Source organism: Bacillus sp. S10(2024) (assembly GCF_050473865.1).
Classification (GTDB): Bacteria; Bacillota; Bacilli; order Bacillales; family Bacillaceae_G; genus Bacillus_A.
Map to the genome: position 1 here is coordinate 3,665,505 of NZ_JBFLUR010000002.1, position 12,869 is coordinate 3,678,373.

General features: G+C 38.3%; 10 protein-coding genes and 1 pseudogene. 8 read left to right on the forward strand and 3 right to left on the reverse strand.

Going from position 1 to position 12,869, the window contains the following annotated elements; translation table 11 throughout:
- Position 1 precedes the first annotated feature (1 nt).
- Complete coding sequence (locus AB1280_RS18665; protein ID WP_429756627.1) at positions 2 to 1,129, forward strand: sensor histidine kinase; 1,128 nt, start codon at positions 2 to 4, stop codon at positions 1,127 to 1,129.
- Entirely contained in the window at positions 1,126 to 1,728 is a 603-nt protein-coding gene (locus AB1280_RS18670) for a response regulator transcription factor (protein ID WP_429756628.1), read from the forward strand. The genes AB1280_RS18665 and AB1280_RS18670 overlap by 4 nt, the downstream gene beginning before the upstream one ends.
- A 45-nt stretch (positions 1,729 to 1,773) precedes the next feature.
- Here AB1280_RS18670 and AB1280_RS18675 read toward each other — a convergent pair whose 3' ends face one another.
- On the reverse strand, positions 1,774 to 3,531 hold the full coding sequence (locus tag AB1280_RS18675; RefSeq protein ID WP_429756629.1) for a M4 family metallopeptidase: 1,758 nt from the start codon (positions 3,529 to 3,531) through the stop codon (positions 1,774 to 1,776).
- A 168-nt stretch (positions 3,532 to 3,699) separates the two neighbouring features.
- On the opposite strand from AB1280_RS18675, the gene AB1280_RS18680 reads away from it, so the two are divergent.
- Together AB1280_RS18680 and AB1280_RS18685 are read left to right on the forward strand one after the other, a co-directional pair.
- Positions 3,700 to 4,557 carry a helix-turn-helix domain-containing protein gene (locus AB1280_RS18680; RefSeq protein WP_429756630.1) on the forward strand — a complete coding sequence of 286 codons (858 nt, stop codon included), beginning with the start codon at positions 3,700 to 3,702 and terminating at the stop codon, positions 4,555 to 4,557.
- Between the two features lie 87 nt (positions 4,558 to 4,644).
- Positions 4,645 to 4,791, forward strand: coding sequence for a quorum-sensing peptide PapR (locus tag AB1280_RS18685; RefSeq protein WP_272189908.1), 147 nt, complete (start codon positions 4,645 to 4,647; stop codon positions 4,789 to 4,791).
- 81 nt (positions 4,792 to 4,872) lie between these two features.
- On the opposite strand, the gene uvsE is transcribed toward AB1280_RS18685, so the two are convergent.
- The gene (uvsE, locus tag AB1280_RS18690; protein ID WP_429756631.1) at positions 4,873 to 5,826 is read right to left on the reverse strand and encodes a UV DNA damage repair endonuclease UvsE; all 954 of its coding nucleotides are present in this window, start codon (positions 5,824 to 5,826) and stop codon (positions 4,873 to 4,875) included.
- Between the two features lie 70 nt (positions 5,827 to 5,896).
- Positions 5,897 to 7,090, reverse strand: coding sequence for a cardiolipin synthase (cls, locus tag AB1280_RS18695; protein WP_429756632.1), 1,194 nt, complete (start codon positions 7,088 to 7,090; stop codon positions 5,897 to 5,899).
- Positions 7,091 to 7,382: 292 nt separating this feature from the next.
- Between cls and AB1280_RS18700 the strand changes: the two genes are divergently transcribed.
- From AB1280_RS18700 to AB1280_RS18715, 4 genes and pseudogenes are all read left to right on the forward strand, one after another.
- Positions 7,383 to 9,509, forward strand: coding sequence for a heterodisulfide reductase-related iron-sulfur binding cluster (locus AB1280_RS18700; RefSeq protein WP_429756633.1), 2,127 nt, complete (start codon positions 7,383 to 7,385; stop codon positions 9,507 to 9,509).
- Between the two features lie 105 nt (positions 9,510 to 9,614).
- Positions 9,615 to 10,790: pseudogene (locus AB1280_RS18705) on the forward strand (acetyl-CoA C-acetyltransferase); the annotation flags it as partial.
- Positions 10,791 to 10,805: 15 nt separating this feature from the next.
- A complete protein-coding gene (locus AB1280_RS18710; RefSeq protein ID WP_272189902.1) occupies positions 10,806 to 11,657 on the forward strand; it encodes a 3-hydroxybutyryl-CoA dehydrogenase in 852 nt (283 codons plus the stop codon).
- A 76-nt stretch (positions 11,658 to 11,733) separates the two neighbouring features.
- The gene (locus AB1280_RS18715; protein WP_429756634.1) at positions 11,734 to 12,864 is read left to right on the forward strand and encodes an acyl-CoA dehydrogenase; all 1,131 of its coding nucleotides are present in this window, start codon (positions 11,734 to 11,736) and stop codon (positions 12,862 to 12,864) included.
- Positions 12,865 to 12,869: the final 5 nt, after the last annotated feature.

A 12,869-nucleotide genomic window follows, 5' to 3' on the forward strand; every position in this document is an offset into this window, starting at 1 on the left:
CATGATCGAAAAGAAGCAGTTTGAAATCTTTCCAAGACATATGGGAGTCTTCCCTTATATATGGCTCGTATATTTGTTGTACCCTCTTTACTACTTGATGGGGCAATCAGGTTGGAAGTTGATATTAGGAGGCGGGATGCTTGTACTTTTTGTTATTGCATACCGCCAGCTTTATTTTGTGCCAAAGAACTTTGTTATATGGGCTTGTATTCAATTTGTAATTACTTTCTTATTTGGTACGTTTTATCACCCATCTATGATTTTCTTTGGATTTTTTACAGCAAATGCAATGGGGTTTACACCGACAAAGAAACAATTTCGATTGTTGTTTTTCTTTTTTATTGTAATGATTGGTTCTTTTATGTTGGTGAACATCAGCGAGTTTACAAACACGTCTGCTATAACTATGATCCCAATGTTTATTTTAATGATTGTTACACCATTTGGCATGCGGAATTTTAATCAGAAAAAGATATTAAGAACACAGTTAAGTGAAGCGAATGAACAAATTCGTGATCTAGTAAAACGAGAAGAACGGCAGCGCATTGCAAGAGATTTGCACGATACGTTAGGACATACGTTATCGCTTATTACATTAAAAGGCCAGCTTGTTGAGAAGCTTATTGTGAAAAATCCAGAGCGTGCTTGTCTGGAGGCAAAGGAGATCACGCAAACATCAAGAACAGCGTTAAAACAACTGAGAGAATTAATTTCTGATATGCGGATGATTACTGTAGAAGAAGAGCTAGAGCAAGTGAAGGTGATTCTTCAAGCTGCTAGCATATCGTTAGAAGTGCAGCAGGAGACAAGTACGAATGTATTATCACCGCTAGAACAAAACATTTTAGGAATGTGTATACGTGAAGCGGTGACAAATGTTGTTAAGCATAGTAAGGCAACGGAGTGCGTAATTACTCTACTTGAAGTACAAGGGAAATTGGCTGTACAAGTAAAGGATAATGGTGTTGGATTACAAAAGAATCATGATGGGAATGGTATTCTTGGCATGAGGGAGCGATTGGCCCTTATTGATGGAATGCTTAAATTAAATGATGTTCATAATGGAACGATGTTAACAATACATGTTCCAATTGTCATAAGAACAGGGAAAGAGGGTGCGCGTGCATGATTCGAATCATCATTGCCGAAGATCAGCGTATGCTTCGCGGAGCGTTAGGAGCTTTGCTGGATTTAGAGGATGATATTGAAGTTGTTGGACAAGCGGAGAATGGAGAAGAGGCCTTAAAGCTAATTGAAACATTACAGCCGGATATTAGTATTATGGACATTGAAATGCCGATTCAGAGCGGGCTGGATGTTGCTGAAACATTACGGAAACAACAATCACTGTGCAGAGTTATGATTTTAACAACATTTGCTCGTCCTGGCTACTTCGAGCGTGCAATGAAAGCAAATGTTCATGGATATTTATTAAAAGATAGTCCGAGTGAAGATCTTGCAGCGGCAATTCGTAATGTTATGAACGGAAAACGAGAAATTTCTCCGGAGCTTATGTTTGGACTTTGGCAAGAACAAAATCCGTTAACAGATCGGGAAAAAGAAGTTCTTCTATTAGCCAAAGAAGGAAAGACGACAAATGAAATCGCCAAAATACTATATCTTTCATCTGGAACTGTTCGAAATTATATTTCCGATGTTTTAACGAAATTGGATGCAAAAAATCGGATCGAGGCGATTACGATTGCGGAAGAAAAAGGGTGGATATGAGAAAAGATGTTTACCAATGTGAATCGGTAAACATCTTTTTAATTATTATTTTTTTTGTATTTCAATTACGTTATTTACTTGTGGTAATGCTTTGTAACCATGAGCAATAAATGCCTTTTCCACCTGTGTCGCTACTGCATTGCCATATAAATCTTTTGCAGCTTGTACAATGTGAGAGTGAAGGGACTCGAAATCTTCTGCTGATGTTGCATAGTTTTGCAGGGTTCGCATAACGATTTTGCTTACTTTCTCGTTCCCTTGTTTCGCGACTGTTACACCATTATATGTTTTTCCCTCTACCAATTGATAAAGAACGTGGCTAATAATACCTGAATTTGCGTGAGATTCTTGGTTGTTTCCGTCATTATAGAAATCTTGTAAATTTGTATATAGTTTTTTACCACGGTCACCAATTTCGTTTGGAATATCGCGAATTGTTTGGCCGTCTAATGTATCACCCATAATCCAATTTCCTTTGTCTTTTTTTACGTAAAACTCTACTTGTGTTCCCCAGAAGTCCGCAAGTCCTTCGTTTAATGCATTTGTTTCATCGTTTGGATATTTTACAACTTTATTTTTAGTTGTTCCGCTAAATACAGCGTGTCCAAATTCATGTGCAGTTACATCAATAGCAGATGTTAATTTTCCGTTTAAGCCATCGCCAAATACCATTTGATTCCAACCTGGATGCCAAAAAGCGTTTTCATAGTTTGTTTTTACGCCATCATTTACTTCAGTAGAATCAAATCCGTGTACGCTTGCAACAATTTTTGCATCTTTATTATCATAACTTTTTAGATTGTGCTTTGTTTTATAATAATCATAAATAGCACTCATGTTTTTCATAACACCAACAGCTTCTTTATCTGCGAATGTAGTTGATGTACTAGAAACGAGTGTGCCAGGATAACCAGTTTGGTTATATCCGCCTTGTGAATCCGCATAGTTTGCATCATAAATATAAATACCATTACCACGCGTTAAATCAGCTAAATAAAATTTTTCATCAGTTCCCTTTGCGATATTAAATAATACCTTTTCTAGTAGTGTATTTACACCAGCTCCGTGTTTCTTTGCTGGAGAGAACTGAGGAATCCCAGCTTGTGGAATAGGTTGTTTTTCTTTATTTTTTACCATTTTTTCTTGGAATAACATTTCACTATGAATTAAATCAATAATTGCTTGACCGTTAATGATTTGATCATTATTTTCATATGTAAATGTAATAACATCTGCATATGTATAGCTGCCGTCTTGCTTTTTATAAATGACAGTTTCACTAGTGAATTCTTTTTCTAACGCATCGTTTGGAATTTGAAGAGAATTTCGTAAGGAAGTTTTTACTTCATTTTTCGACAAAAAATTTGTTATAGTAAGATTAGGTTGTTGTTCTAAATTTTGGGTAACCTTACCGCTGACAGTTGTAATTACTCCATTTTTATCTACTTTTACAATTAAGTCTTGGCCGTATACTTTGTAGCTTTTATAAGTTTGGGTAAGACGTACTTCTGTTTGGTTTTCTTTTGTTTCTTGATTTGTTAGTTTGAAATCAGCACTTTTTTCAGTGGTAACTTGCTCTTGTTGTGCCTTTGCCCCTTGTACGTCACCTTTTAAGTATTTTTTCGCGATATTTTCTTTCGTATCGTTTTGGGGTTCTGTTAATGTTCCGATTGTTAGACCAGGTTGAGCAACGTCAACTTTCACCTGGTTATTATCAATTTCTTGAGCATGAATTGCTTCACTTGATAAAGGACAGAGCAAGCCGAAAGCAAAAAGAGCACTAGTCATTTTTTTGTAATTCATCTTTAACACTCCTAATCTTGTATTTGTATGAGATGAATTGTAAGAGGAAATTGCTGAATTTTATATAAATTATGCAATATTTCATATCGAAAATTGTCGAATTGGCATTATTGTAGTGGTGTGGCCATTTTTAAAACTAAATTGCTATAAATGGGATGGTGGACGAATATGCACGCGCAAAAACTTGGAGCCGAAATTAAAAAGATTAGAATGATGAGAGGTTTGACACAAAAGCAACTATCTGATAATATATGTCATCAATCAGAAGTAAGTAGAATTGAATCAGGAGTAGTATATCCGAGTATGGATATATTGCAAGGGATTGCAGCGAAGCTACAAGTACCAATTATTCATTTTTATGAAGTACTGGCTTATTCTGATATTGAACGAAAAAAACAATTTAAGATTCATATTAAAGCGTTATGCAAACAAAAGAAATATGAAGAAATTTATAAAAAGGTATGGGATGAATTAAAGAAAGAAGAAGAACATCCAGAGTTTCAACAGTTTCTTCTTTGGCATTATCACCTGTCAGCGTATGTGTTGAAAAAAGTGAATTATGAATACTGCATTTTGGAGCTGAAAAAATTAATAAATCAGCAATTAGTGGGAATCGACGTATTTCAAAATTTATACATTGAAAATTCAATTGCAAATATTTATGCGGAAAATGAATGTATTCAAAAAAGCATTGAACTTTATCAAGATATTTTAAAACAGCTGGAATCATTACATAGTAACGAGGAGTTTGCCATAAAGGTTGGCTATAATCATGCAAAGGCATTGTATTTAGATGAACAGTATGAAGAAGCTCTTTATCACGTTGAAAAAGCAATCGAAACATCATGCCGAATTAGTAACATGACACTCATTGGGCAGTTATTTTATCAAAAGGGAGAATGTCTTGAGAAACTAGGACATTTAGAAGATGATATTAGAGTTGCTTATGAGAAAGCACTTTTCTTTTTTGAACTATTAGACTTAAATTCTTACAAAAATACGCTCTTAAAAAAGATGAAAATTTAGATAGGCAAAAAATGGGTATGCACAATTGCATGTTTTATGGATAAAATTTCATGTTATATTAGAAAAAAAGACATGGGGGAATGGAATATGAAGAAACTTCTTGTTGGTAGTTTATTGACATTAGCAATGTTAGCAGGTATTTCATTTGGCGGTACGCTAGTAGATCAAAATCAAGCAGTAACAAATCATAGCGATGTAGTACAGTTAGCTTCAGATTTACCATTTGAGCACTAAGATATAAAAACAACCGTCTATTCAAGGCGGTTGTTTCTTTTTTAGGTCTTATTTTTTTTTATAATACTTTTTGGCATAGGTTTACCATTCAAGGATGCTGCCGCTTCGGCGTTTTACGCCTCTAATAGATGAAAGGTCCGCTACTAGTTGAAAGAGTGCTAAATCTTTTTGTTTACTTTCAATCATAATATCGAAGTCTTGATTTAATTCTTTTGCAGTCGATAGGAACTTTTGGATAAATGGAACGTCAATATAATCAGAATGCGCCCGAAACTCTTTTTTTGATTTTGGCGAAGAAATATGAACTTTTGGTAGGACATTTGTATGATTCCAAGTTGCAAAAATAGCTGGAAGCAGTTCTTCTAATGATTCTTCACATGGATTTGCAACATGGTGATGATAATCGAAGACAAAGGGAATTTGTTCCTGTTTACAAACCGTTAATGTTTCGGTTGCTGTATATGTTTTATCATCATTTTCAAGTGTCATTTGCCTTTTAATAGAAACAGGAAGTTTTTTGATATTCTCATGAAATCGAAGCAAGGCTTGTTCTTTATTCCCGTATGCTCCTCCGACATGAATGTTAATGTATGCAGAATCCGCAATGTTCATGGCAGATAACAAGTTGTAATGGTATGTCATATCAAGAATAGCATTTGTCGTAATATGTGTTTTCTCACTTGTAAACAGCGTGAATTGATTCGGATGAAAGCTTACGCGCAAATGATGTTTTTTAATTAGTACCCCCATTTCTTTCCATAAATTTTTAAAGGGGTTGATGTAATCGAATTTTACCTCTGGATGTGTAGCTAATGGAACAATAGAAGAAGATAGGCGATATAATTCAATTTCATGTGCGATATTATAGTGCAAGATGCGTAACGTATGCAAAATATTTTGTTTTGTCACATCATATAATTTTTCATCGCGTGCTTGTTTATTCATTTCTTTCCACTTTGTAAATGTAAGTGTTTTTGAAGGAGAACAGTCCCACAGTGCAAGTGCATGTGAGACATATCCAAATCTGATGCGCATTTGTATCCTGCCTTTCTGTATTTATCCTGTTTTAAAGGGTAGTAAGCCCCGCGCTGATGGAAGTTTCACTTTATAGGAAAAGAGAAAATAGCGTTCCAATCCATTCCTTGCCTTTGTCAAGGAGAGAGAGCGAAGACACATCGTCCATAGAAAGTAAAACGGAGGATTCTAAGTCTTGCTCAATTTCTTTCTTCACTTGTTCTAAAAATGGCGAGCCATATAATATACAATTAATTTCATGATTAATATATAAGCTTCGCTTATCAAAATTTGCCGTTCCGATATCACAAATACAACCATCTACCATTACAATTTTCGCGTGAAAAAATCCATCTAGAAATTCGTAAATATGACAGCCTGCTTTAATAAGCTTCCGGCAATATGGAAGTTTTGCTTCGCGAACAAACGGATGATCTGCTTTTTTAGGTACGAGTATAGTGATATGAACGCCTCTTTTTTGAGCGCGTAGCAATGCGTTCATTAGTTTTTTGCTAGGAATAAAATAGGGCGTACCAATATACAGCTCTTTTGTTGCATTTTCGATAAGATCGAGAAAAATTTGTTGTAAATATGCGCCGTCAGTTGGTACGAATTGATGAGAAGTCCCTCCTTTTTTTAGTATAGGAAAATAATAATTTTCATGTAATAAGTCTTCATTTGTATCATCGCGCCAATCATGTAGAAACTGCGTTTGCAAATCTTGTACACCTTCTTCGGTAAGGCGTAGGTGATAGTCCCGCCAAGGCCCTAGTTCTTGGTTGTGCCCTAAATACTCTTCTCCGATGTTGAAGCCTCCAATGTACCCAATTTTCCCATCAATAATTGTAATTTTTCTATGGTTTCTTTGGTTAACAGAGAAAAAGAGAAAGGGAAGGCGGATTTTATGACAAAATGAAAAGTGCACACCATGTTGCTTTAGTTTAATAATCATTTGTTTTGACAAATGATGACTGCCGATTCGATCAAGAAGAAGGCGCACTTCGATGCCTTGTTGCGCTTTTTCCATCAAAAGCTGTAAAAATGTATGACTAATCTCATCATTTTTTACGATAAAAAATAAAATATGTATATGATGTTTAGCGTGTTGTATATCAGTAAACAGCTCCTTATATAACGCTTCGCCATATGTATAAAGTTTAAAATTACTATGGCGTACAGGAAAGGAACGCGTCTTAAGGTTGTTTAAATGAATTTTTCTTCCGTAGATGAAGTCAAAAGTTGCCCATAGTAAGAGAAAGACAAGGGCGAGAAATAAGAATTTCATGCAATCATTCCCACTCTGTATTCATTTTTATCCGATTATTCGAAGGTAGTAATGGATTAGTTCAACTCATCATCAAAGGAGAATGAAAAACCCCACTGATGGAAGTGTCGCTTTATAGTTTCACCGAAATAAAAAGCTTTATGAAAAAATATATTGTTGTATAACAAAAAACTGTTGACTGAATGCTCACTCATCATATAATGGGAGTAGGGGTAGTGAATTCAGAAAATTATTTATTTTTGAAGATTCGAAAATAAATAAGTATACTACATGTAGAGGGGTTGGCAGAAATATGAATAGCTTGTTAATTGTAAATTGGTTGGCGACAATTGCCATCATAGCGTATGCAGCATATTTATTTGTGTATCTTATACGCACACGAATTACCTACATACGATTAGGAAAGAAAGTAGAGTTTGATCGCCGCTTCAAAGAAAGATGGGATCTTATTAAAGGGAATGTCTTCGGACAAAAGAAGCTGCTCAAAGATAAAAAAAGCGGTATCATGCACGTTATGTTTTTTTACGGATTTATTCTTGTCCAGTTTGGAGCAATTGACTTCATATGGAAAGGCTTAGCACCAGGATCACATCTTCCACTTGGACCACTATATTCTGCATTTACATTCTTCCAAGAAATCGTCACACTCGTCATTTTAATCGCAGTCTTTTGGGCTTTTTATAGAAGGTATATTGAGAAACTTGTTCGCTTAAAGAGGAACTTTAAAGCGGGACTTGTTTTAATTTTTATCGGCGGTTTAATGTTATCTGTTCTCCTTGGTAATGGAATGGGCATCATTTGGCATGGAGAGGAATTATCATGGAGCGAACCAATTGCTTCTGCAATCGCTTACTTATTTTCTGGGATTGGCGAAACAGCTGCAATTGCCCTATTCTATTTTGCTTGGTGGATGCATCTGCTTATTTTGTTAACGTTTTTAGTTTACGTTCCACAATCGAAACATGCGCATTTAATTGCAGGACCAGCAAATGTGTACTTTAGCCGTTTAACAAACCCAGGAAAATTAGAAAAAATTGATTTTGAAGATGAAACGCAAGAAACGTTTGGCGTTGGGAAAATTGAAGACTTCAAACAAACGCAGCTTATTGATTTATATGCATGCGTAGAGTGCGGCCGCTGTACGAATATGTGCCCGGCAACGGGAACTGGTAAGATGCTGTCGCCAATGGATTTGATTTTAAAATTGCGTGACCATTTAACAGATAAAGGTGCAGCAATAACGTCGCGCGCACCGTGGGTACCAACTGTTGCGTTTAACAATACAAAAGGAAACCAATTAGCGATGATGGCAACTGGAGATGGACAACATGAATCTGCAGCAACGCTCGCATACAATCCAAGTTTAATTGGTGATGTCATTACTGAAACAGAAATTTGGGCTTGTACAACGTGTCGTAACTGTGAAGATCAATGTCCAGTTATGAATGAACATGTTGATAAAATTATTGATTTGCGCCGTTATCTCGTTTTAACAGAAGGAAAAATGGATCCAGAAGCGCAGCGCGCCTTAACAAATATCGAGCGTCAAGGAAACCCGTGGGGACTGAATCGTAAAGAGCGTGAAACGTGGCGTACGATGGAAGAGGAAGTTTCCATTCCAACTGTGAAAGAAAAAGCAAAAGCAGGCGAAGAGTTTGAATACTTATTTTGGGTAGGTTCTATGGGATCTTATGATAATCGCAGTCAGAAAATTGCGTTATCGTTTGCGAAATTAATGAATGAAGCTGGCATTTCCTTTGCTATCCTCGGAAATAAAGAGAAAAACTCAGGAGATACACCGCGCCGCCTTGGAAATGAATTTGTTTTCCAAGAGATGGCGAATAAAAATATTGAAGAGTTCGAGAAAGCAGGCGTGAAGAAGATTGTTACGATCGACCCGCATGCGTACAACACGTTTAAAAATGAGTATCCGGACTTTGGCTTAAAAGCAGAAGTCTATCATCATACAGAATTGTTAGCACAGTGGGTGAAAGAAGGGCGCTTAAAGCCAGTTCACCACGTAGAAGAAACGATTACGTATCACGACTCTTGTTATTTAGGTCGTTACAACGAAGTGTACGAAGCGCCTCGTAATATTTTAAAAGCAATTCCAGGTGTGAAGGTTGTTGAAATGGAGCGTAATCGTGAAACAGGAATGTGCTGCGGAGCGGGCGGCGGTCTGATGTGGATGGAAGAGACGGCTGGTTCACGTATTAACGTGGCACGTACTGAACAAGCACTTTCGACATCGCCGACGATTATCGGTACGGGATGCCCGTATTGCTTAACGATGATCAGCGATGGTACGAAGGCGAAAGAGGTAGAAGAGCGCGTGCAAACGCTAGATATAACAGAGATTTTAGAGCGCTCTGTCATTGGACCGAAGAAAGAAGCAATGCAAGAATCCGTACAACTTTAGATATAGGGGGGTGCAAACCTTGCACCTCTTTCTCACAACAGCTGCACTGAACGAGCGTTCAATCAACGCCATAAATAAGAAGAAATGGGGGAATATGTTTTGACAAGAACAGTAATTTTAAGTGCTGCAAGAACACCTGTTGGAAAGTTTGGGGGAGCTTTAAAGGATGTAAAGGCAACGGAGCTTGGAGGAATTGCAATTCGAGCGGCATTAGAGCGCGCGAATGTTGCAGCAAGTGATATTGAAGAGGTTGTATTTGGGACGGTTATTCAAGGAGGACAAGGTCAAATTCCATCGCGCCAGGCAGCACGAGAAGCTGGGATTCCGTGGGAGACTCGCACGGAAACAGTGAATAAAGTTTGTGCATCTGGACTTCGTGCTGTAACGTTAGCGGATCAAATTATTCGTACTGACGATCATTCATTACTTGTAGCAGGCGGCATGGAATCAATGAGTAATAGTCCATATATTTTACGCGGCGCACGCTGGGGATATCGCATGGGGCATAACGAAGTTGTCGACTTAAATGTGGCAGATGGTTTAACGTGCTCATTTACTGGCGTGCATATGGGGGTGTACGGCGGCGATGTTGCCAAAGAAGATGGTATTTCCCGCGAAATGCAAGACGAATGGGCATACAGAAGCCACATGCTTGCTATCCAAGCACAAAAGGAAGGCCGCTTTGAAGAGGAAATTGTTTCTGTATCTGTGCCACAGCGAAAAGGGGAGCCGGTAGTCGTAGCGCGCGACGAAGCGCCGCGCGAAGATACAACAGTTGAAAAATTAGCAAGGCTAAAACCTGTATTTGATAAGGATGCAACGGTTACAGCTGGAAATGCCCCAGGTTTGAATGATGGAGCAGCAGCGCTCGTATTAATGAGTGAAGAGCGTGCGAAGGAAGAAGGAAGAAAGCCGCTTGCAACAATTTTAGGGCATACAGCGATAGCGGTGGAAGCAAAGGATTTTCCAAGAACACCGGGTTATGCCATTAACGAGCTATTAAAGAAAACTGGCAAGAAAATAGAAGACATTGATTTATTTGAAATTAATGAAGCGTTTGCTGCTGTGGCAATTGCAAGTGCGAATATTGCAGGCATTGATCCAGAGAAGATTAACGTAAATGGCGGAGCTGTTGCGATGGGGCATCCAATTGGAGCGAGCGGGGCGCGCATTATTGTGACCCTTATTCATGCATTGAAGCAGCGCGGTGGCGGAATTGGGATTGCTTCTATTTGCAGTGGTGGTGGCCAAGGCGACGCAATTATGATTGAGGTTCATTAAAAGGGGGCTATAAGCATGACGGTACAAAGCATTGTTGTAATTGGTTCGGGGCAAATGGGTTCTGGCATTGCACAAGTGTGTGCGATGGCAGGTTATAACGTATATATGCAAGATTTAAAGCAAGAACAGTTAGATCGCGGCATCGCAATTATTACGAAAAATTTATCTAGGCAAGTTGAGAAGGGCCGCATGAGCGAAGACGATAAGCAGGCAACGTTACATCGTCTGACAGCAACACTTACGCTAGACTGTGTAAAAGAAGCAGATCTTGTCATTGAAGCGGCTGTAGAAAGAATGGACATTAAAAAGAAAATTTTTGCTAACTTAGATGAATTAGCACCGGAGCATGCGATTTTAGCAACAAATACATCTTCGCTGCCAATTACTGAAATTGCAGCTGTTACGAATCGTCCAGAAAAAGTTATCGGTATGCACTTTATGAACCCGGTTCCGGTTATGAAACTAGTTGAAATTATTCGCGGCTTAGCAACAGAGGACGCAGTATATGAAACGATTGAGGATATTACAAAAAAAATCGGTAAAGTCCCAGTTGAAGTAAATGATTTCCCTGGGTTTGTGTCTAACCGTATTTTATTGCCGATGATTAACGAAGCAATTTATACGCTATATGAAGGCGTGGCAACGAAAGAAGCAATCGATGAAGTTATGAAGCTTGGCATGAATCATCCGATGGGACCGCTGACACTTGCTGATTTTATCGGTTTAGATACTTGTTTATACATTATGGAAGTACTGCATGAAGGATTAGGAGATAGCAAATATCGACCATGCCCGCTCCTACGTAAATATGTAAACGCAGGCTGGCTAGGACGGAAGACAGGACGCGGCTTTTACGTTTATGAATAAGTAATACCTCTTTCTATTTACTAGTGGTCTTACCAAGTCATTCAATCACAATAAAAAATAATTTGAGGTGGAGCAGATGAACTTTCAATTTACAGAAGAGCAGCAAATGATGCGAAAAATGGTTCGGGACTTCGCTCAGAAGGAAATAGCTCCCTTTGTTCCAATTATGGAACAAGGGGTGTTTCCTAGAGAAATCCTAAAGAAAATGGGTGAGCTTGGACTAATGGGGATACCGATTTCAGCAAAATACAGCGGAGCGGAAATGGACTTTATTTCGTATATTTTAGCCATTCATGAAATTTCAAAAGTAAGCGCTACCGTAGGGGTGATTTTAGCTGTACATACATCTGTTGGAATGAATCCGATTTTATATTTTGGAACAGAAGAGCAAAAACAAAAATATCTTCCGAAGTTGGCAACTGGTGAATATTTAGGAGCATTTGCGTTAACGGAGCCAGGCGCCGGATCGGATGCAGGGAGTTTAAAATCAAGAGCAGTTAGGCAAGGTGATGAGTACGTTATTAACGGTTCGAAAGTATTTATCACAAACGGCGGCGAGGCAGATACATATATTGTTTTTGCTTCGACGAATCCGGAGGCAGGTACGCGCGGAATATCGGCATTTATTGTTGAAAAAGATACACCGGGTTTAATTATTGGGAAAGATGAACACAAAATGGGGTTATTAGGTTCTCGTACAGTGCAATTAACGTTTGAAGATATGAAAGTTCCTGCTGAGAATTTGCTTGGTGAAGAAGGGCAAGGTTTTAAAGTGGCGATGGCAAATTTAGATGTTGGTCGCATCGGTATCGGGGCACAGTCACTTGGTATCGCTGAAGCAGCGCTGGAGTGTGCTACTGATTATGCGAAAGAACGTCATCAATTTGGCAAGCCAATTGCTGCGCAGCAAGGACTAGGGTTTAAGATAGCGGATATGGCAACGTCTGTTGAAGCAGCTCGTTTGCTTGTATATCGTGCTGCGTCACTAAGAGCACAAGGTTTACCGTGCGGGAAGGAAGCGTCAATTGCAAAATTATTTGCTTCCAAAACAGCAGTAGAAGTGGCAATTGAAGGTGTGCAGGTGTTAGGTGGTTACGGTTATACAAAAGAGTATCCTGCAGAGCGATTCTTCCGTGATGCAAAAATATGTGAGATTTATGAAGGAACAAGTGAGATTCAGCGTTTAGTTATTAGCAGAGCACTTTAAGGGGG